General features: G+C 37.7%; 26 protein-coding genes. 22 read left to right on the forward strand and 4 right to left on the reverse strand.

Annotated elements, in window-relative coordinates:
- The first annotated feature begins 105 nt into the window (after nt 1–105).
- From alaS to trxA, 7 genes are all read left to right on the forward strand, one after another.
- Nucleotides 106–2,760 (forward strand): alanine--tRNA ligase, encoded by a 2,655-nt coding sequence (alaS, locus tag LREU_RS02775; protein WP_003667637.1) that lies wholly within the window; start codon nt 106–108, stop codon nt 2,758–2,760.
- Between the two features lie 269 nt (nt 2,761–3,029).
- Complete coding sequence (locus tag LREU_RS02780) at nt 3,030–3,296, forward strand: IreB family regulatory phosphoprotein (RefSeq protein ID WP_003666685.1); 267 nt, start codon at nt 3,030–3,032, stop codon at nt 3,294–3,296.
- Nucleotides 3,293–3,736 (forward strand): Holliday junction resolvase RuvX, encoded by a 444-nt coding sequence (gene ruvX, locus LREU_RS02785; protein ID WP_003666687.1) that lies wholly within the window; start codon nt 3,293–3,295, stop codon nt 3,734–3,736. The genes LREU_RS02780 and ruvX overlap by 4 nt, the downstream gene beginning before the upstream one ends.
- A 9-nt stretch (nt 3,737–3,745) precedes the next feature.
- Nucleotides 3,746–4,042 carry a DUF1292 domain-containing protein gene (locus tag LREU_RS02790; protein WP_003666689.1) on the forward strand — a complete coding sequence of 99 codons (297 nt, stop codon included), beginning with the start codon at nt 3,746–3,748 and terminating at the stop codon, nt 4,040–4,042.
- Between the two features lie 98 nt (nt 4,043–4,140).
- Entirely contained in the window at nt 4,141–4,677 is a 537-nt protein-coding gene (locus tag LREU_RS02795) for a CvpA family protein (RefSeq protein ID WP_003666690.1), read from the forward strand.
- 1 nt (nt 4,678) lies between these two features.
- Nucleotides 4,679–7,054: an endonuclease MutS2 gene (locus LREU_RS02800; RefSeq protein WP_003667640.1), complete on the forward strand. Its 2,376-nt coding sequence runs from the start codon at nt 4,679–4,681 to the stop codon at nt 7,052–7,054.
- Nucleotides 7,055–7,144: 90 nt separating this feature from the next.
- On the forward strand, nt 7,145–7,459 hold the full coding sequence (gene trxA / locus LREU_RS02805; protein WP_003666692.1) for a thioredoxin: 315 nt from the start codon (nt 7,145–7,147) through the stop codon (nt 7,457–7,459).
- Nucleotides 7,460–7,513: 54 nt separating this feature from the next.
- Here the strand turns inward: trxA and LREU_RS02810 are convergent, their stop codons facing one another.
- Entirely contained in the window at nt 7,514–8,068 is a 555-nt protein-coding gene (locus tag LREU_RS02810; RefSeq protein ID WP_011953423.1) for a YslB family protein, read from the reverse strand.
- Between the two features lie 154 nt (nt 8,069–8,222).
- Here LREU_RS02810 and murI point away from each other — a divergent pair, with 154 nt between their 5' ends.
- From murI to cbpB, 4 genes are read left to right on the forward strand one after another with little or no spacing between them, the layout of a single operon-like run.
- On the forward strand, nt 8,223–9,026 hold the full coding sequence (gene murI, locus LREU_RS02815; RefSeq protein WP_003667643.1) for a glutamate racemase: 804 nt from the start codon (nt 8,223–8,225) through the stop codon (nt 9,024–9,026).
- Between the two features lies 1 nt (nt 9,027).
- Complete coding sequence (locus LREU_RS02820) at nt 9,028–9,615, forward strand: XTP/dITP diphosphatase (protein ID WP_003667645.1); 588 nt, start codon at nt 9,028–9,030, stop codon at nt 9,613–9,615.
- Between the two features lie 5 nt (nt 9,616–9,620).
- Nucleotides 9,621–10,139: a metallophosphoesterase family protein gene (locus LREU_RS02825; RefSeq protein WP_011953424.1), complete on the forward strand. Its 519-nt coding sequence runs from the start codon at nt 9,621–9,623 to the stop codon at nt 10,137–10,139.
- A 20-nt stretch (nt 10,140–10,159) separates the two neighbouring features.
- Nucleotides 10,160–10,603 carry a cyclic-di-AMP-binding protein CbpB gene (gene cbpB / locus LREU_RS02830; protein ID WP_003667648.1) on the forward strand — a complete coding sequence of 148 codons (444 nt, stop codon included), beginning with the start codon at nt 10,160–10,162 and terminating at the stop codon, nt 10,601–10,603.
- A gap of 105 nt (nt 10,604–10,708) precedes the next feature.
- Here the strand turns inward: cbpB and LREU_RS02835 are convergent, their stop codons facing one another.
- Nucleotides 10,709–11,545 carry an HAD-IIB family hydrolase gene (locus LREU_RS02835; protein ID WP_003667649.1) on the reverse strand — a complete coding sequence of 279 codons (837 nt, stop codon included), beginning with the start codon at nt 11,543–11,545 and terminating at the stop codon, nt 10,709–10,711.
- The gene (locus LREU_RS02840) at nt 11,535–12,410 is read right to left on the reverse strand and encodes a mechanosensitive ion channel family protein (RefSeq protein ID WP_003667650.1); all 876 of its coding nucleotides are present in this window, start codon (nt 12,408–12,410) and stop codon (nt 11,535–11,537) included. Before LREU_RS02840 ends, LREU_RS02835 begins: the two co-directional genes overlap by 11 nt.
- Nucleotides 12,411–12,552: 142 nt before the next feature.
- Between LREU_RS02840 and LREU_RS02845 the strand changes: the two genes are divergently transcribed.
- Together LREU_RS02845 and LREU_RS02850 are read left to right on the forward strand one after the other, a co-directional pair.
- Nucleotides 12,553–12,993: a DUF948 domain-containing protein gene (locus LREU_RS02845; RefSeq protein ID WP_003666701.1), complete on the forward strand. Its 441-nt coding sequence runs from the start codon at nt 12,553–12,555 to the stop codon at nt 12,991–12,993.
- Entirely contained in the window at nt 12,986–13,444 is a 459-nt protein-coding gene (locus tag LREU_RS02850) for a hypothetical protein (protein WP_003667651.1), read from the forward strand. Before LREU_RS02845 ends, LREU_RS02850 begins: the two co-directional genes overlap by 8 nt.
- A 40-nt stretch (nt 13,445–13,484) precedes the next feature.
- On the opposite strand, the gene LREU_RS02855 is transcribed toward LREU_RS02850, so the two are convergent.
- Nucleotides 13,485–14,585 (reverse strand): M24 family metallopeptidase, encoded by a 1,101-nt coding sequence (locus tag LREU_RS02855; protein ID WP_012390518.1) that lies wholly within the window; start codon nt 14,583–14,585, stop codon nt 13,485–13,487.
- 160 nt (nt 14,586–14,745) lie between these two features.
- Here LREU_RS02855 and ccpA point away from each other — a divergent pair, with 160 nt between their 5' ends.
- From ccpA to LREU_RS02900, 9 genes are all read left to right on the forward strand, one after another.
- Complete coding sequence (gene ccpA, locus LREU_RS02860) at nt 14,746–15,756, forward strand: catabolite control protein A (protein WP_003667653.1); 1,011 nt, start codon at nt 14,746–14,748, stop codon at nt 15,754–15,756.
- A 13-nt stretch (nt 15,757–15,769) separates the two neighbouring features.
- On the forward strand, nt 15,770–16,615 hold the full coding sequence (locus LREU_RS02865; RefSeq protein WP_003667654.1) for a hypothetical protein: 846 nt from the start codon (nt 15,770–15,772) through the stop codon (nt 16,613–16,615).
- A gap of 74 nt (nt 16,616–16,689) precedes the next feature.
- Entirely contained in the window at nt 16,690–17,436 is a 747-nt protein-coding gene (locus tag LREU_RS02870; RefSeq protein WP_003667655.1) for a YebC/PmpR family DNA-binding transcriptional regulator, read from the forward strand.
- Between the two features lie 120 nt (nt 17,437–17,556).
- Nucleotides 17,557–18,534, forward strand: coding sequence for a competence type IV pilus ATPase ComGA (gene comGA, locus LREU_RS02875; protein WP_003667656.1), 978 nt, complete (start codon nt 17,557–17,559; stop codon nt 18,532–18,534).
- Nucleotides 18,452–19,522 carry a type II secretion system F family protein gene (locus LREU_RS02880; RefSeq protein ID WP_012390519.1) on the forward strand — a complete coding sequence of 357 codons (1,071 nt, stop codon included), beginning with the start codon at nt 18,452–18,454 and terminating at the stop codon, nt 19,520–19,522. The genes comGA and LREU_RS02880 overlap by 83 nt, the downstream gene beginning before the upstream one ends.
- Nucleotides 19,522–19,833 (forward strand): competence type IV pilus major pilin ComGC, encoded by a 312-nt coding sequence (gene comGC, locus LREU_RS02885; RefSeq protein ID WP_003667658.1) that lies wholly within the window; start codon nt 19,522–19,524, stop codon nt 19,831–19,833. Before LREU_RS02880 ends, comGC begins: the two co-directional genes overlap by 1 nt.
- Entirely contained in the window at nt 19,830–20,264 is a 435-nt protein-coding gene (locus LREU_RS02890) for a hypothetical protein (protein ID WP_003667659.1), read from the forward strand. Before comGC ends, LREU_RS02890 begins: the two co-directional genes overlap by 4 nt.
- Nucleotides 20,251–20,541 carry a hypothetical protein gene (locus LREU_RS02895; protein ID WP_003667660.1) on the forward strand — a complete coding sequence of 97 codons (291 nt, stop codon included), beginning with the start codon at nt 20,251–20,253 and terminating at the stop codon, nt 20,539–20,541. The genes LREU_RS02890 and LREU_RS02895 overlap by 14 nt, the downstream gene beginning before the upstream one ends.
- 107 nt (nt 20,542–20,648) lie before the next feature.
- The gene (locus LREU_RS02900; RefSeq protein ID WP_223659596.1) at nt 20,649–20,969 is read left to right on the forward strand and encodes a ComGF family competence protein; all 321 of its coding nucleotides are present in this window, start codon (nt 20,649–20,651) and stop codon (nt 20,967–20,969) included.
- Nucleotides 20,970–21,052 lie beyond the last annotated feature (83 nt).

A 21,052-nucleotide genomic window follows, 5' to 3' on the forward strand; every position in this document is an offset into this window, starting at 1 on the left:
AAGTAAAGAGGTAAACGAATTCCATCGTTGCAAGCAGAGTGGTACCGCGTCAATCCGGCGTCTCTGATTCGCAATGGTGGTTTTTGTTTTAGAAAGGGCGATTTGATGAAAGAGTTAAAGAAGCTAAATAGTGCTCAAGTACGGCGGATGTACTTGAAGTTTTTTGAAGAGCATGGCCACCAAGTTATGCCGAGTGCATCATTAGTTCCAGTAAATGATCCAACATTACTATGGATTAACTCTGGAGTTGCCACAATGAAGAAATACTTTGATGGGAAAGTTGTTCCTGATAATCCACGGATGACAAGCTCACAAAAGAGTATTCGAACGAATGATATTGAAAACGTTGGTAAGACTGCCCGGCACCATACTATGTTTGAAATGTTAGGTAACTTCTCTGTTGGTGATTACTTTAAAAATGAAGTAATTCCATGGGCTTGGGAATTACTAACAAGTGATGAATGGTTTGGTTTTGATCCCGAACGGCTATACATTACTTATTATCCTAAAGACCATGACGCTTACAATCGCTGGCGTGAAGTAGGCGTTGCTGAAGATCACTTAATTGCTGATGAGGATAACTTCTGGGATATTGGTCAAGGTCCATCTGGTCCAGATACGGAAATTTTTTATGATCGTGGTCAAGAATTTAATAATTTAGCCGATGATGATCCAGAAAACTATCCTGGCGGTGAAAATGAACGCTACCTTGAAATTTGGAACATTGTCTTTAGTCAATTTAACCATACGCCTGAAGATACTTATGAACCACTTCCTCATAAAAACATTGATACGGGGATGGGGCTTGAACGGGTTGTTTCGATCTTTGAAAATGCCCCTACTAACTTTGAAACCGACTTATTTATGCCATTAATCAAGCAAGCTGAAGAGTTTAGTGGTACTAAGAAGTATGGTCAAAATAAAGAAGACGATATTCAATTTAAGATTATCGCTGATCATATTCGGACAATTACCTTTGCGATCGGGGATGGCGCCTTGCCTTCAAATGTTGGTCGCGGATACGTTATTCGGCGGTTGCTTCGGCGAGCAGTTGTTGCTGGAAAGAAGTTGGGAATCGATGAACCATTTTTAGCAAAGATGGTTCCAACAGTCGGCAAAATCATGGAAGATTACTATCCTGATGTTCTTAAAAATGCTGACTATATTGCTTCAGTTATTGAATCAGAAGAAGACCGCTTTAGTGCAACCTTAAATGGCGGATTAAACTTGTTGAATAACGTGATTGCTGAAGCTAAGGAAAGTAAGACCAACGAAATTGATGGACGAACAGCCTTTAAGCTTTATGACACTTATGGCTTCCCAATTGAATTAACCAAGGAATATGCTGAAGATGAAGGACTAACAGTTGATGAAAAGGGCTTCCAAGCAGCAATGACGGAGCAGCAAAATCGTGCTCGTAATGCCCGTGATATGGATAACGGGATGGGTGTTCAAACTGATTTATGGACTTCATTCAAAGAAGATAGCAAATATGTTGGCTACACTGATTTGACCGTTGATAATGCAAAAGTTATCGGCTTAGCACATGATGGTCAACAAGCGGATGAAGCACAACCAGGTGATAAGAACATTGAACTAATTTTTGATGTAACGCCATTCTATGCAGAAATGGGAGGTCAAGTCGCTGATACTGGTGACATTATTGATAACTATGGTAAAAAAGTTGGCCGTGTGGTTGATGTCCAACACGCACCAAACCAGCAAAATCTTCATCGAGTAGAATTAACTGCCCCTATTAAAAAGGGTGCCCGTTACAAACTAGTTGTTGACCGTATTCGTCACCTTAAGATTGAAAAGAACCATACAGCAACGCACTTGTTAGACCAAGCATTACGGAACGTTCTTGGTGGTCATACTCAACAAGCCGGATCATTAGTTGAAGAACATTACCTACGTTTTGACTTTAACCACTTTGGTCAAGTAACTGCTGAGGACCTCAAGAAGGTTGAGAACATGGTTAATGAGCAAATCTGGAAGGAAATCCCAGTCAAGACAGTTGAAACTGATATTGATTCTGCTAAGGAAATGGGTGCTATCGCCTTATTCTCAGATAAGTATGGTGATAAGGTTCGGGTTGTTAAGATTGGTGACTTTAACACTGAGTTCTGTGGTGGTGATCACGTTAAAAATACTAATGAGCTTGGTCTCTTCAAAATTGTTTCTGAAGGAGGAGTTGGTGCTGGAGTACGGCGGATCGAAGCAGTAACTTCTAGTGATGCCTTTAAGTTCCTCCAAGATCGTGATGACCTCTTAACAAAGAGCGCTGCTAGTTTGAAGGTTGCTCAGATTAAGGAAGTTCCTCACCAAGTAGAAACATTACAAAATGAACTTAAAGAAGCTCAAAAGCAAAATGAGTCTCTTCAAGCTAAGATTGCTGCTCAACAAGCTAATAATGTTTTTGAAAACGTTCAAGCAACTAAGAATGGAAGTTTAATTGCTGCCGAAGTTCAAGTTGCTGGAATGGGTCAATTACGGCAACTTGCTGATGCTTGGCGCTCAAAGGCTCTTTCTGATGTTCTAGTTCTTGCTACAGCCAGTGATGGTAAAGCAAACTTATTAGTGGCTGTTAGTGATGATAAAACTAAGGAAGGCTTAAAAGCCGGTGACCTTATTAAGGCGATTGCACCAGCCATTAATGGTGGCGGTGGAGGTCGGCCAAACCTCGCCCAAGCTGGTGGAAAGAATCCAGCTGGAATTAAGGAAGCCTTAAGTCAAGCTAAAGGTTACCTCGATAAGTAAATCAAAAATGAGAAGGAAATAACCATCTCATAGTCTAAGAGATTGAAAGAAACCAATTTTTGAGTTCTTTCAATCTCTTTTTGTAAGAACTTCTTAAAGTAATAAAAAAATACTATCAAGAAATCCTATTATCAGCTATAATTATAAAACTTGTAGTTTGAGATAAAACTAATATTACTGTTTACTTACAATTGACAAATGTAAATTGTGATTTTAATAAGAATATAGTAAAATTGATGGTTGAAAGGAATATCTGGAGGTGACGATTGATGGCTACAAATGATAAAACGATGTTCTTTGATTTTGGTCAAGAACGTCAAGAAGATATTAAGCAAACATTAAAGACGGTTTATGAATCATTAGAAGAAAAGGGATATAACCCGATTAACCAAATTGTTGGTTATCTTTTATCTGGTGATCCTGCTTATATTCCGCGTTTGAATGATGCACGTAACTTGATTCGTCAACATGAACGTGACGAAATTATTGAAGAGCTTGTTCGGTCATACCTAAAGAATAACGGTGAAACTAAATGAGATTAATGGGATTAGACGTTGGCTCTAAAACGGTTGGCATTTCTGTAAGCGATCCTCTCGGTTGGACGGCCCAAGCAGTTGAGATTATTCCAATTGATGAAGAAAACGAAATTTTTGGGATTGATCGTGTTGCCGAGCTAGTGAAAAAAGAACAGGTAGCTGGGTTTGTAATTGGCCTTCCTAAAAATATGAATAATACAGAAGGCCCTCGTGTTGAAGCATCTCAGCACTATGGCAAGCTATTACAACAACGTTTTCCAGATATTCCTATTGACTTTCAAGATGAACGTTTAACGACGGTTGAGGCACACCGAATGCTAGTTGAAGAAGCGGACATTTCACGTGCTAAGCAGAAAAAAGTTATCGATGAAGTTGCAGCAACATTCATTTTACAAAGCTATTTGGATCGCCATGGCCGCCTTGTGAATAAGCTAAAATGAGGTATTAAAATGAGTAAACAAGAAAATAACGAAGACATGATTACGTTAATTGATGAAAATGGTAATGAACAATTATTTAAGGAATTGTTTACGTTTGATTCTGATGATTATGGCAAATCCTATATCTTTATCTATCCAGCGGAACAAGAAAATGACGATTCCGTTGACATTCAAGCTTACATTATAGCTGATAATGAAGATAACGATGGACAGGACCTTGTCCCAATTGAAGATGATAAGGAATGGGACATGGTTGAAGAAGTATTAAATACTTTCCTTGATAATGATGGCAACTTCAAGGCCTAATTAAAATTACTGGATAAATAAAATATTAACAAAAGGGAGCTGTAGACACATTTGTCACAGTCCTTTTTCTTTACAAGCAGAATGAAAGGATCATTAGGATGATTTTAACAACCTTTATTATTTTGATTTTAATGGGGTGCTTTATTAATGGTCATCGCCGCGGATTATTGACAATGACGTTAATGCTGGGGACATATATAGTAGCTTGGATTGTTGCTCGCCAGGGAGCCCAATTGATTGGTGGCTGGTTAAAATCGTTATTACCAAGTATTGGAACCCCGGCAACTTTTTCCGAGAGCTTGCTTGCAAATGTAAATAGTAATCTTTTCTTTTATAATGGGATTGCATTTATGATAATTTTTACAATTGTTTCAATTCTTTGTCACTGGGGAATTCGTCAGTTAAACTGGATAAAGAGGATTCCAGTGGTGGGAACAGTTGATAAGATCGCAGGTGGGTTAATCTCATTTTTAATTGGCTATTTGATTATTTACGTTGTTTTACTAATTATGCAATTATTTCCAGCAGGTTGGTGGCAAATGCAAATAGCAAACTCGGAACTAGCGCGTTTTATGATTAATCAAACACCAGGAATAGCGCATTTAGTAATTGATACGCTAGTACAGGGAGGATAAAATGAATAGCAAAATTTTAGAAACATTAGAATTTGATCGAATAAAAGGACAACTGGCACAATACCTTGTTTCTGCCGCTGGTCATCGCGAATTGACGCAGCTTGTTCCACAGACTGATTATGAGGCAGTCAAAGAACTTTTGACAGAAACTACTGATGGGGCCGATATTTTAAGGTTAGAAGATGGGATTCCTATTCCGCAATTAGCTGATATCAAACCGCAATTGAAACGTTTGAAAATTAAGGCAAATCTGAACGGCACGGAATTAGCTCAAATTACTAAAGTGCTGCAAACTAGTATGAGTGTAAAAAACTTTTTTGATCAGATGCGGGAGAAAAAAATTAAACTACGGGTTTTAACTACCCAAGTTGACCGCCTAGTTACAATTCCTTCAATTACCCAGCGGCTAGTTCGTTCGATTGATTCTGATGGACGGATAAATGATGAGGCATCAGCTAAACTCCATGGTATCCGGCAATTAATTACCCAAACGGAAACAGAGATTCACCAACAAATGGAAAGGTATACTCGTGGGAAAAATGCGAAATACTTAAGTGACCCTATTGTCACAATGCGGAATGACCGCTATGTAATTCCAGTAATCGCCCGCTATCGAAATAAATTTGGTGGGGTTGTTCATGACCAAAGTGCTAGTGGACAAACATTATATATTGAACCTGCAGCCGTTGTGGAGACCAATAATCGGTTACGACAAGCGCAAATAGAAGAACGGCAAGAAATGCAACGCGTATTAATTGAGTTATCACAAATGATTGCTCCTTATCGACATGATATTGGTCAGAATGAAGCAATTCTTGGACACCTTGACTTTATTAATGCAAAGGCACGCTGGGCACATGATACTAAGGCAACGCTACCGCTCTTAAGCAAAGAAAATCATGTTTCATTACGGAAAGCGCGTCATCCCCTGATCGATCCCCAACGAGTAGTGACAAATGACATTAAGATTGGGGAAGATTACCAAGCGATTATTATTACTGGACCCAACACTGGTGGTAAAACCATTACGCTTAAAACTTTAGGAATTATTCAATTGATGGGACAATCTGGCCTATTTATTCCCGCAGAAGAAGGCAGTACAATTGGGATCTTTGATAATGTATTTGCGGATATCGGTGATGAACAATCATTGGAACAAAATCTGAGTACTTTCTCTGGTCATATGGATGGAGTAAAAGCCATTCTTGAACAAATTACAAGTCGTAGCTTAGTCCTTCTAGATGAGCTTGGTGCTGGGACTGATCCCAAAGAAGGGGCTGCTTTAGCAATGGCAATTCTTGATAATATTGGCAGTAAAGGAACCATGGTTGTAATTACTACCCACTATCCTGAACTTAAAGTTTATGGTTATGATCGTGCTAAGACGATTAATGCTAGTATGGAATTTGACCAAGAAACTCTTAAGCCGACGTATAAATTACTACTAGGGATTCCTGGGCGGTCAAATGGATTAGAGATTGCTCAGCGATTAGGAATTAGTCTCCAGGTTATTGATGAAGCACGGACATTTGTTAGTGATAATAGTCAAGACCTTAACAATATGATTGGTGATTTAGTAGAGCAACGGAAAAAAGCACGTGAAGAAAGTGAAAAGCTAGCAAAACTAGTAGCCAAAAATGAAAAAGTTCAGCGTGACCTTGATGAGAAACTCACCCGCTTTAATGAGCAGCGCGATAAGCTATACGAACAAGCACGTTCAAAGGCCAACCATCAAGTTTCGATGGCTAAGAAAAAGGCTGACCGAATTATTCATCATTTGCGCCAGTTAGAAGTTCAGCAGGGCGGAAATGTAAAAGAAAATGAATTAATTGATGCGCAAGGGCAATTAAACGCTCTTCATCATGATAATCCACGGTTGCAACACAACTCTGTATTACAACGGGCTAAGCAAAAGCATGATTTGCATAAAGGTGATGCAGTTTTGGTGAAATCTTATGGTCAATATGGAGAACTTTTATCTAAGCGAGGGAACCACAAGTGGGAAGTTCAGATTGGAATTCTTAAAATGGAAATTGATGAGAATAATCTTGAAAAAGTAGCTAAGAAAGATCTTCCACGAGAAAAAGATGCAAAGCGGCGACCACGAGCTGCTGTGAGAACGACACAAACACGAAAGACCTCGGCTCGTCTTGATTTGCGCGGTCATCGCTATGAACAAGCAATGAGTGAGCTAAGTAACTTTATTGATCATGCATTGTTGAATAATCTTTCAACGGTAACAATTATTCACGGAAAAGGGACCGGTGCTCTTCGTAAGGGAACACAACAATATTTGCAAAGCAATCCACGAGTTAAATCATTCTCCTATGCTTCCCCTAATGCTGGTGGGGATGGGGCAACAATTGTTAATTTATAATTACTTACTATAAAAAAGTAAGCAAATTAAATGACATTTAAGAAGTGATTTGTTAGAATAGCGTTAAGAAAAACAAAGGAGGAATTGAAGATGGCTGTAAACGTAACTACAGATCAAACCTTTGAACAAGATACTGCCACTGGTGTCGATTTAATTGATTTTTGGGCAACTTGGTGTGGTCCCTGTCGGATGCAATCACCAGTAGTTGATGCATTATCTGATAAGATGCCCGATATTAAATTTTTTAAGATGGATGTTGACCAAAATCCAGAAACTGCACAAAAATTCCGGATTATGAGTATCCCTACATTAATGGTTAAGAAAGATGGTAAGGTAGTAGACCAAATCATTGGTTACCATAGTGAAGATCAATTAAAGCAAATTTTACAACAATATGTTGATTAGAAAAAAGCTGGAGAAAAACTTTTTGTTTTCTTCCAGCTTTTTCGTATTTTAAACTTATTTTTTATCTTTTTTTCGTCGCTTTAGTAGGGAATGACGAGTTTCTTTTTTGAGGGCGTCTTCTTTTTCGTCAGGGCGATCAACAGTAATGAATGTTACCATCTCAGATCGTTCATTATCAGCTGAACTTTGTGGATCGTTTTGAATCAAAATATCAACATAATCACGGTGCCAGTCAAAGATCTTTGCCTCTGCAACCGTTCCAAGTTGAAACTCTACTTCTTGAGCAAGAAAACCACACTCTAAACCAAAGGAGGTTTCCTCTTCGTCTCTTTGAATCCGTTCCTTTACAATTACCCCTGATAACCGCCAAACTTGAGAAGTATTGCTTTTTTTACGTAAAGCTAAACGGCCAAAGCCAAGTTGATTAGTGAGATATACTAGATCCTCGGCTGTAGCAACAGGATATACTCGAGCGAGATCTTTACCAATCCAATATAGCATTTCATCGGTCTCTTTACCCAGGATAGCTGGTAAAATCACGTCGCGCATTGTTCCAGCTCCTAGTCCTTGATGACCGGCTATTAACTGATTATATAATTTCTGACTCATATCCACTCGCTCCTTTTTAACAATCATTATTATTATACTTAAAATTCAAGATCTTAATAGGGTTAAACCTGAAAAACTTGCAAAATCTTATGGAGAAACGGATAATATAGTTTCAAGGTTTTAAACGTTTTAATAAATTAACGAGGTGAAGAGAATGGATAAACGACCAATCGGAGTTATGGATTCAGGATTAGGCGGCCTATCTGTAATTCGTGTACTTCGTGAACAACTGCCCCAAGAATCTGTAATTTTTGTGGGGGACCAAGGGCATTTTCCATATGGAACTAAAACAAAAGAACAGATTCAGCAATTAGCATTACGTATTGGAAAATTCTTGTTAGAACAAGACGTAAAAATGATGATAATTGCATGTAATACCGCGACTGCAGCAGCTCTTCGACTTCTTCAAAACGAATTACCAATTCCAGTAATTGGGGTAATTAAACCAGGAGCCATGGCTGCTACCCAACATCATTATAAAAAAATTGGGGTAATTGGCACTGAATCCACTATTAAAAATGGCGCTTATGCTAAAACATTAGCTAAACTTAATCCTGATCTAAGTGTTATCAGTTCTCCCGCACAGCCACTTGTCTCAATTGTTGAGCATGGGCAAACAGGAACAAGTGAGGCACAAAAAGCTGTTGACACTGAATTAGAAGTATTTGATAACCAATCGATTGAAGCTTTGATCCTTGGGTGTACTCATTTCCCGTTTTTACAAAAAGAAATTCATAATAAATTAGGATCTAATGTTCAGTTAATTGATCCTGCATTTGAGACAATCAGACAGGCAAAGGAATTGTTAACTGGCAAAAATCAGTTGAGTGATAATTTAGCGTCAAGTATCAACCTTTATTCAACGGGAGATGCTAAAGACTTAGTTGCTGGTGCACAACAATGGTTACCAAACGGATACAGTAAGTGTGCACATATTGAATTAAACGAGGAAGGTTAAAATGAAAACAATCGTAATCGCAACAAAGAATACCGGGAAAGCGCGTGAATACCAAGAGATGCTTGCTCCCCTAGGAATTGAAGTAAAAACATTAGCCGATTTTGCACCAATAACAATTAATGAAAATGGTAAAACATTTGAAGAAAATGCAACAATTAAAGCCACTACAGCTGCTAATCAACTCCAACTACCAGTTATGGCAGATGATTCGGGCTTAATGGTTGATGCTCTTGGAGGTGCTCCAGGTGTACACTCAGCAAGATATGCTGGTGATCATGATGATGCTGCTAATAATGCTAAACTCTTATTGGCGTTAAAAGAGGTACCGGATGAAAAAAGGACTGCTCACTTTCATACTACCATCGTCGGAATTAAGCCTGATGGAACCAAATTAGTTGCCAATGGTCGGGTTGATGGCCATATTCTTCATCAACTCACAGGAAAAAACGGTTTTGGTTATGATCCGCTTTTTTATGTTGATGAATTAGGCAAATCAATGGCCCAATTAACAGCAGACCAAAAGAATCAAATTAGTCATCGGGGACGCGCATTACGGTCATTTATGAAGCAATTTAATGATTGGTGGTAATAAAAATGAAAATACTAGTTGTAAGTGATAACCATCGAGAAGAAAAAATTTTGACAGAGATTGTTCAAAAAATGGGGAATCAAGTTGACCTAATGATTCACTGTGGGGATTCAGAATTAGCTCCTGATCAGGAACCGATGAGCAATTTTAAGGCAGTGAAGGGGAATAATGATTATGGTTTGTCGTACCCTAATGAGTTGGTAATTAATGCTGGGCAAGAGCAGCTCTATCTAACTCATGGTCATTTACAGCGGGTCAATTTTTCTCTGACCCCTCTGATGCTTACCGGCCAAGAAAAAGGTGCCTCCATTGTGTGCTATGGGCATACTCATCAGTTAGGAGCCGTTTACGATCATCAAATGCTAATAATTAATCCTGGGAGCATCAGTTTTCCTCGTGGTGAATATGCTAAACTCGGGGGAACTTTTGCAATTGTTGATGCGCAGCCTGAGCGGTTTATTGTTGATTATTATAACCGTCAGATGGAAGCTGTTCCTGAATTACGTTGTGAATTCAGTCGTTAGAAATAAAGGAGTGTATTTTTGTGATTGATCAGCGTTTGCAAACTTTATTGCTAAAAAACAAGCAGAAGTTTATGATCCCTGCCAGTTTAGTTGCGACGGTAAACCAAAGTAATAGTTTAGATCATGCATTCTTAGTGCTTACTAAGGATCGGTACGCTAAAATTATTGTGATTGACAATAAAAACCATTATTGCGGTCAGATTTCTTTGGCAATGATTACTGACCAATTATTGGAGACAAAACGGATCAATGTGGAACGCTTAAATGAATTAAAGGTCAGGGATGTGATGCAAACCGATGCGCCGGTTATCCAAGATCCAACTGATATCGAAGAAAATTTACACCTCTTAATTGACCAGTCATTTTTACCGGTGGTGGACGATCATAATTACTTTTGCGGAATTGTGACGCGTCGTGAAGTATTAAAGGCAGTCAATTATACAATGCATACTTTTGGAAAATAATGAAAGTGGCTGTGACATAAGTCGAGTTACTCTCATAAAAAACAAATAGCGCAGTACAACAGAGGCCTCCAGCGCCCGGTAAAACCGAATGTTGGAGGCCTCTTTTTATCGTTCATTTTTAATTAACTGGTTAATAGTCTGCAAGACGCCATCATGATTATTATCAATTGTGGTGGTGTGGGCAGCTTGCATTTGAATAATTGGTTGTGCATTCTGCATTGCGTAGCTTTGACTCGTCATCGCTAACATCCCAAGGTCATTTTCATTGTCACCAAACGTAACAATTTCATTTGCCTTTAAATTAAGGTGGGACTGCAAAAGGGAAAGAGCGTTTTGTTTAGTTGCAGCAGCATTACCGATTAAGTCAGTATTAAAGCCTGAATTTTCCATGATTAAAGATGGCGGTAAGTAACCATCTAAGGTTGTTGTAACTTTTTTTAGATCGATATGATTAGCAAAATTAATTGATATCTTGGTAAAATCTTCAGTTGGCCGTTGAGTGAAAATCTGCCGGATATCAGGGATACGCTCTACATTTTCATAAAAAAGTTTCACAATGTTGAAATCATGAGCACTCATCCCCTGATCGACATAAGATTTTTCACTAGTAGAGATTACTAATTGATTAATATCTTGCGGACCATAGAAACGGTCAAGAACATGAATAACTCGGGCTAAAGATTCCTGATTAATAGGAAAAGATTTAAATAATTTGCTTCCTAAATGGATAACTGATCCGTTTTGCGAAATAAATCCCATCTTGGCGGTGTAGTCTTTAAATTCTCGTTGCAACCGTGGAAAACTGGATCCGCTAGCAGCGACAAAGTAGATATTATGGCGTTCAAGTTGACGAAAGACCTTTGCAAATAAAGAATGATTGTAAGTATGGTCATCTCGTAAAAAGGTTCCGTCCATATCAGTAGCGATTAATTTAATACTCATTAGGTGCTCCCTCCCAGGCAATTGGAATATTATTCGTTCGTAATTCTTTAAGATATGCCGCCAAAAAGTGACTAGCAACAGTTGATTGTTTTCCGCTGACTGCTGTTATCGTCACACGAAAAACGAGCGCACCGTCTGGGGTAACAACTGGTCCGACAATAACTGGTTTTAATTGTAGTGCCTTTATTTGTGGAACTAGTTTTTTATTAACCTGCGTAACAATTTCTTCTACCTTACTAAGAGGGGTCTTCGAAGTAATCCGAATATCAACGTTGCTAACCATATTATTTCGCGAAAGATTTTGCACAATGGTAATGTTACGGTTAGGAATAAAATTAAGTGTCCCATCGGAACTAGTAACTTGCGTAGTACGAATACCAAGAGCAGTTACTGTTCCTTTGATTTGACCGATTTGGACAGTATCGCCGACGTCTAATTGTTGCTCAAGTAGGATGAAAAATCCAGTCACAATATCACTAACAAGGCTTTGCGCACCAAGCCCCAATGCTAAACTAAAAATTCCGGCTCCAGCAATTAGAGTACCCACTGGAACGCCAATTTCTGATAATATAGCGTACAATAAGAAAAAATAACAAGTATAACGATAAATGTTTAAGACAAGGGCTTTTACCGTTGCCATTCGATTGCTATTTTTTAGTACATTGTATTTTTTTGATTCTTGAAAAAGATGGACAATGATAACTCGTCCTACCCATAAAAGTATTAAAAATAAGACAAACGTAACGATAATTAAAAGAAATTTACTTAAAAGTTGTTGTGAAATTTCGTGCCAGGATAAATCTGTAAAAGCTTTTTTTAATTGTTCCGTTTGTTTTGATGTAAGTGAAGTGGCACCAGTGATCATAATAACCTCCTAAAAAATACTAATAAATATTTTAACAGGGAAGACAAGCTTCTGTCGACTACACTAGATTATCGTTTTTATTTGTTTTATGATATTCTTAGTATTGAATAAGTATTTTGAAAACTAAAGGAGGGATTATCAGATGACTTTTGGCCAGTTGGCAGGGTTAATTGCGGCAATCGCATTCCTAATCTTAGTCATTTTTGCATGTATCCTGTTGAATCAATTGAGTAAGACAATGAAAGAAACAAATAAAAGTATTACAACTTTAACGCGGGATGTTCATTATCTTAGCCAAGAAATGGAGGACGTGCTAAGTAACACGAATACATTGTTAGACGATATTAACCATAAATCAGAACAACTAGATCCAGCGGTTAAAGCAGTTGCAGATGTAAGTCAGAGTGTTTCAGAAGTGAATGCTTCACTTCAAGAAATGGTCGAGAAAGCCCGGCTGCACCGCGAGAAGCGACAATTTGACCGGAGTATTTTTAAGTTTGCAGGAAAGACGCTTGTTTTAGATGCTTTCAACAAATTTAGACAGCATCGGAAGCAAAAGAAAGGAATGACAAATAATGAGTAAAAAGTTACTTGCTGGGATATTATTAGGTGGAGCTGCAACATATGCTGCATGGAAGAAAATGGCACCAGCTAAAAAAGAAGCATTGAAAGAAAGCGTTGATGAAAAGATTAATAAAGTTGCTGATTATGTGACTGATTACACCTTAGACGCATTAGACATTGTTGATGATCTTATGAGTGATTCTAACTTGAACGATAAGGTGAGTGGCGCTGCAGATGCTGTTAATAATGTTAAGGGTAAGGTAAAAGATAGCGCCAATAAAGTAGTTAATCATATGACTAATGATGACTTTGATAAGCAAACTGCTGATATTCGTGAGGAATTAGCGAAGAATAAAGAAGCAGATGAAGATAATAACGATATTATTATCGATGCTACTAGTGATCAAAAACCAGCATCTACTGAAAACGATGAAGCAGACCAAGATGACGCTAAGACAGCCGATAAATAAGTAAAATAAAAAAGCTGAGAGATCTCTCAGCTTTTTTATTTTAATGAGGGAAAGTTAGTAATTCTTTAGTTGTATGCGTGAATGGTTCACAACCATCTTCTGTAATATGAACACAGTCTTCAATCCGGACGCCGGCAAAACCTGGAATATAAATGCCGGGTTCAATGGAGAAGCACATTCCAGGTTCAAGAACTAGTTGGTTTCCCTCCATAATCGATGGGAATTCGTGTTCACTGCTACCCATTCCGTGTCCTAAGCGGTGAATAAAGTATTCGCCATAACCAGCTGCAGCAATAATATCACGAGCGATCTTATCTAATTCTTCAGCGGTCATTCCTGGCTTCGCAGCATCTTGAGCAACCAATTGAGCTTCTAAACATACTTTGTAGATGTCTTTTTGCTTGTCATTTAACTTTCCGACAGCTACTGTTCGGGAAGCATCACTAATATAGCCATCAACAATTGTTCCTAAGTCAAAGAGAACCAGCTCATTATTTTGGATCTTATTACTGGAGGTAGCTCCATGAGGTTCGGCAGCATGAGGACCTGCTTGAACTAGCGTATCAAAACTCATCTTGTTAATCCCGTGTTGCTTAAGCGCATATTCTAAATCGGCAGCCACTTCTTGTTCTGTTTTACCAATTTGAATTGATTCGAATCCTACTTTAAAAGCAAAATCAGCCCATTTTCCTGCTTCATTCAACTTAGCGATCTCATCATCACTTTTAATCATTCGCATTTTTGCTATCAAAGGAGAGAGATCAGTATTAAAATGGGCATTAGGGAGGACTTCTTCTAAGGCACGAAGACGGTCAACAGTTAGTGATTCTCCCTCAATTCCCCAATTAATTGGGGAACCAGCGTGATTTTTGATATGTTCAGCAATAAGCTCAAAAGGTTTTTCATGATCTAAGTACCCATATACTGGATATTTCCAACCAGTATCCTTTATTGCTTCTACTTCAAGAGCTGGTGCAAACAGAAATGGCTCACTGTCGGCAAAAAGGACTAGTGCTAATACCCGTTCTACTGGATCGCTGTAGAAACCAGTTAGGTAATTAATGGTCATCGGATCACTAATATAAGCAGCATCTAATCCTTTTTCAGCAAGAGCGCTTTGTAATTGATTAAGTTTTGTCACTGCATTCACTTCCTAAAAAAGATTGCGAATATTATAACATATTGTTATGAAAGTAAAAAAATAATGAAGAACGTTTGCTAATTAAAACTAAATCTGCTATATTAACTAGGTTATGAAAAAATATGAAAACAGATTATACCAATAAAGAAAGGGCTATCTTATGGAAAAACAATCAGTAACAATTTATACGGTTGCCCGAGAAGCTCGTGTCTCAATGGCCACTGTTTCACGGGTAGTAAATGGCAATCCAAATGTAAAACCAGAAACTAGACAAAAAGTTTTAGATGTGATTAAGCAGCTTAATTATCGTCCTAATGCAGTTGCACGGGGATTAGCTTCTAAAAAGACAACGACTGTCGGGGTAGTTATTCCTAATATAACTGATCCATACTTTGCGGAATTAGCATTAGGGATTGATGATGTTGCTTCAATGTATAAGTACAATATCATTTTAACTAATTCTGATTCTGATGATGAAAAGATTCTAAAAGTGGTGCGGAGCTTGCTTGCTAAACAGGTTGATGGACTTATTTTTATGGGTCATGATGTTTCTGATGATCTGCGAAATGAATTTGAAAGCACAAATACACCAGTTGTAGTAGCTGGTTCTGTTGTTAATGATGATACTTTACCAAGCGTTCGGATTAACTACCAAGCAGCCGCTAAGGAAGCGACAGAATTTCTACTAAAGCATGGTGATCAACAAGTTGCCTATATTACTGGTTCATTACGATACTCAATTAATGGTAAAGACCGACTCGATGGATATAAAGAAGCATTGGCAAATAATAATGTGGCATTTAATGATTCATTAGTAATTGAAACAGACGGATCTTATCAAGCAGGATATGCAAAGGCACAAGAAGTTATCGAAAAGGGCTTAAAGGCTGCTTATGTAACAGATGATAGTTTAGCTGCTGGGCTCTTAAATGGGCTTACAGATGCTGGCATTAGCGTTCCAGCTGATTTTGAACTAATTTCTTCCAATGACACTAATTATACAAAGGTTGTCCGGCCAACAATCACTTCAATCACTCAACCCCTTTATGATCTTGGCGCTATTTCAATGCGGTTGTTGACAAAATTAATGGATGGCGATGACAGCAATGATGATGAAAAGAATGTTATTTTAGATCATGGCTTTGTTGAACGCCAATCAACTCGTAAGTAGGTTGTGATTTGTTGTGACAACCCGAAGTGAATTGCGAGCACAACGACAAGAAAAAGTTGAGAAGCCAATAGAAGAAACACCGGAAAAGCGTCATTTTCTATACTGCTTATGGGGTGTAATCTGCGTGACTTTACTCGGGCTAACATTACTAATTAATTCGACACTCTTAAATGTTAACTTTGTAAAAGAAGAAGTTACAAGTTCGTCGCTTGAATCAGTTATGTTAAGTCAGGTTAACAGTAGTCTAACTCAGTATGGGATTTCAACTTCTGTCTTAAAGAAAAGTGATACTGATAAGCTAATTAACCAGGCGATTGATCAAGTATATGCAGGTGAAAAAATTAATCTTGACCTATCACCTATAGTTAATAATGTGGGCACGTCTGTTAATTCCCAATTAGCTCAATATGGTTTGTCGACGTCCATGTTACCAGCAGGCAGTTCTTCAGCAATTGCTGGTAACATTAATTCGATGGTTAACAGTCAGTTAAATACTCCCGAAGTTGCACAGTTAATTAATGGGATTAAAATTGCTAAAACGGTTGTCAATATTATTTTAGTGATTTCAATTATCAGTCTCGTTCTATTGATCCTTAAGGGGTTATGGCAGCACCACTTAATTGGTAGTTTTAGATGGATTTGTTTGTGGGGAACTGTTTTATATACAGGAATCGTTATGACTATTCATGCGATTACCCTTCAAATGGGTGCAGGACAACCAGACATAAGCCCCTTTATTTCCCAGGTTGCCAATGATTTTCAGCAGACTGGATTTCATGGTTCAATGATGCTGATTGTCATTAGTATTGTGTTATTTATTCTGCAATTTGTAAAACGAAAATGGCAACCTCGCCAATAACCTTGAATTAACGATGAATATTTGCTAAAATTTATCTGTTTGTATTACATTAATAAAGAAAAGAGGAGTCAGTAATGTCAGGACATTCAAAATGGCATAACATTCAGGGACGTAAGAACGCCCAAGATGCTAAGCGTGGTAAGATTTTCCAAAAGATTTCACGTGACTTGTACCAAGCAGCTAAAGCAGGTGATCCTGATCCAGCGAACAACGCTCAATTACGGCTTGTAATCGATAAGGCACACGCGGCCAACATGCCTAAGAAAAATATTGACCGTGCTATTGCTAAAGCTTCAGGTATTGGTGGAGCTAAGTTCGAAGAAGTTACTTATGAAGGTTATGGACCAGGTGGGGTAGCAGTAATGGTTTCTGCTCTTACTGATAACAAGAACCGGACTGCATCTGCTGTTCGTTCAGCATTTAGTCACTCTGGCGGTTCATTAGGTGCTAGCGGATCAGTTTCATACATGTTCGACCGTAAAGGATTAATCGAAATTCTTCGTGATGACCTTGATAAGAGCGAAGATGATATGTTAATGGACGCTTTAGATGCTGGAGCTGAAGATATGAAGGCAACTGAAGAAAAGTTCCAAATCTTCACTGACCCAAGTAGCATGACAGATGTTCGTGATGCTCTTCAAGAACAAGGCTACGAATTAGATACTGCTGAAGTTACCATGATCCCTCAAAACCGGACAGAGGTACCTGCAGATAAGGCAAAGCAATATCGTCATTTGATTGATGAATTAACAGAAAACGATGATGTTGCTGATATTTACGAAACTGGTATTTTACCAGACGAAGATGACGATGAAGAATAATTCAATCATTGTTATTAAGAGGTTAAAAAGCAAAACGCTTTTTAACCTCTTTTTTTAGTTTTAAATTTTTTAGTGCATTTTTAGAATTTATCCGTATTTAAATAATAGGGAGGTTAAAATATGCCGAGTTTTGAAGAAGAATTAACAAGAATAATTCGCAAGCAACCGAGTGACCTGTACATCTTACCTCATGATAGGTATTATCAATTATCCTTAGCGATAAAGGGGACCCTATTTCCTTTTAAACAGGTTACGCGTGATTATGGTCAACGTTTTATCTCATACTTAAAATATTGCGCCAATATGGCAGTTAGTGAGCATCGACGACCCCAGCTAGGCGCTTTTAAATTTACTTATGCTCACCAAAAGATCAATTTACGCTTATCAAGTGTTGGTGATTATCAAGGGAGGGAATCATTAGTTATTCGCTTTATATATCCCCTTAATGATATTAGGTTTAATTTTTTAGTTCCTCACCAGTGGGAAATATTACAGAAGTACCGTCAACAAAGAGGTTTGATTCTTTTTGCCGGGCCAATGGGGGCTGGTAAAACAACTACCATGTATCAGCTTGCTCGACAGTTATTACCGAAACAAATTGTATTAACAATTGAGGATCCCGTAGAAATTGACCATCCGGGATTTATTCAATTGCAAGTAAATGAATTAGCGGGGATGGACTATGAAAGTTTATTAAAATTGGGATTACGGCATCGCCCAGATGTGTTTATCATTGGAGAAATCCGTGATTCACAGACAGCTGCTATGTCAGTTCAAGCCGCATTAAGTGGTCACTTAGTTTTGGGAACTATCCATGCTCGAAATGCTTATGGCGTTGTTTCTCGTCTTCAACAATTAGGGATAGATTCTTATTATCTTCAGCAAGTATTAACGGCGGTATCTTATCAGCGTTTAATTCCGTTGGTGAATGGAGAACAAGCCATCTTATGTGACCTGTTAAATCGACATCAATTTAGTGATTTGCTCAATGGCACCAAGAAAGGAGGAATGTCTAATGAATGGTCAAAAGCTCTTCAGCAGGCTGTGGAAAATGGAGAAATTACGGAGAATACTGCACGTCAATACCAACAAGGTTAAATTCAATCATCAGCAACAAGCAGATTTTTTCCTTTTATTAGCAGATTTGTTAAGTGTTGGCTTTTCTGTCAAAGAAGCACTTGGTTTTATCAAGGCTGTCAATCCGAAGCTAGCCCCTTGGATTGCTTCTATAGATAAACGAATGCAAAAGGGAGCGAGTTTTGCCCAGAGCCTACAGCAAGAAGTAAAAGACGATTTGTTTTATCAATTACTATTAGCAGAAAAACATGGTAATTTAACAAAAACATTGAGTGAAGTAGGAAAGATACTTACAGCACGAGAACGGCAACGAAAAAAATTATTTAGTCTCCTACAATATCCGCTAATTCTTTTAGGGATGTTAGGGGTGGTAATTTGTGGATTAATTTTGTTTGTTTTTCCAGAATTGAAAGTCTGGCAAGGCGAGAGGCAAACTTTGCCGCTGATTCACATGATTAAGTTAGGAGCAACTTACCTTTTTACCGTTATCTTCATTAGCGCCGTATTTCAATGGCTAAGATGGCATCAAATGAATAAGGAACAACGGCTAATTAAGATCTGTACAATGCCGATAATCGGTAAATGTTATTGTTATTATTTTCAATATTATTTAACTAGTATATTAGGATCAATGTTGCAACAAGGATTGTCGTTGGCTGAAATTTGTGAAATTACCCAGAGTTTTGATAGAAAATCAATTCTTTATATTTTTGGTAACAAAATAATGACTACTATTCAACGTGATGGAGATATTTCAGAAGTGGTGGCTACCTACTCTTTTCTCCCTAATGAATTAATCGTTTTTATGAATAAGGGGGCAACCAGAGAAAATATGGGACGGGACCTAATTGTTTTCGCAAATTTAAAATTTAAGGCCCTTACAACTGCAATTGAACATTTATTGATTTTTGTTCAACCAGTTATCTTTAGCATTATTGCAATCATAATTGTTATTTTATATCTTAGTATCTTATTGCCAATTTATCATTCATTCCAAGGAGTTTATTAATGAAAATTTTAAAGAAAAAACAATCAGGCTTCACCTTGCTTGAAATGTCAATCGTCTTATTTATTATTAGCTTACTAGTATTGATCATGCTGCCCAATCTCTCTCAACAGCGAAAGCATGCTAATAGTATCCATGGAAAAGCGATGACATCTGTAATTCAGACTCAAATTGATGCATACGAAAATGAAAATGGAACTGATAATGTCAGTTTAGAGGAATTGAATAAAGCAAATTACCTGACTGATGCGCAAGTCCAGCAGGCCCATCATGAAAAAATTGTAATTGTTGATGGAAAGGCAATTCAGCGATGAATCTTCAAGAAGAAGGGTTTACGTTTCTTGAAGCAATCATTGTTTTAGGGATAGCGGCCCTCCTTTTACTAATTACAATTCCAAATTTTACAAAAACGCGTCAAAAAATAGCTGAAGAACAATTTTGGCAATCATTGCGTCAAGATTGGCAGTGGGCGCAATTAAAGTGTGAGAGTAAACATCAATTTATTGTAATTCGCCACGACAAAAATAACGAAATGATTACTTTTCGCATAAATGATCAAACAAGAGAAACAAAAGAAATTCTTATTCCCTCGACACTGAATGTTGAGTGGTTTGGTGAACTTTATCTTACGCCAAATGGCTATACGCGCCCCTGCACCCAGCGTTTTAAATCATTAATCGATGGTCACTATTACTACATGAAGATTCAATTAGGATGGGGAGGATACCGAGTTGAGAAACGCTAAAGCAAAAGCATTTATGATGGCAGATAGTTTAATTAGTTTATTTATTGTAGCGATGGGGATAAATTTATTTTTTATTTGTGAAAAGCAATTGTGGTTACAAAATAGAAATCTTCAGCTAAAAATGGCCGCAACAAGGTTAGGAAAAGAGGCTAGTGATTTATATGCGGTTAAAAAGCAACCAGTTATTTTAAGCCGTGGTGATTTAACCGCAAAAGCAACGATCCAAAGGGTAGTTGTTTATAATAACGATCGATGCCTTTATCGGGTTGGAAAATGAAGAAGGGGGCCTTTACTTTAGTAGAAGCAACTTGCACATTAATTATTTCTTCATTAGTGATTATCAATATAAGTTTAATTACTACTAGCGTGAGACAAGTGGGTAAAATGAATTTAGAATCAACGATCACTTGGCATTTATTTTTACGGGAATTAGAATCGGCCAATCATCGTTTTGAATTAATGGAGGCTCGTGATGATCGGTTATTGCTGTACAGTCAGACAACTGATCAAAAGTATGAGTTAAGAGAAAACCATGCTCTATACCTAACGTGTCAGAATAAAGGTGGTTATATGCCATTGTTAGATAACATTAAGAATCATGAATACTCGTTTACGAAACTTGATTCCCAACGAGTATTGATTAAAGTGACAAGGAAGGATGGAGAGAAAGCAAGTGCAATTGTTAAGTTTTATCCACCAAAATAAAAAAGAGGGTTCTATCTTATTTGTAAGTATTGCCGTCCTACTTATAATTAGTTCAGTTTTATTGTTTCAATATCGATATTATC

Source organism: Limosilactobacillus reuteri subsp. reuteri, from assembly GCF_000016825.1.
Lineage (GTDB): Bacteria > Bacillota > Bacilli > Lactobacillales > Lactobacillaceae > Limosilactobacillus > Limosilactobacillus reuteri.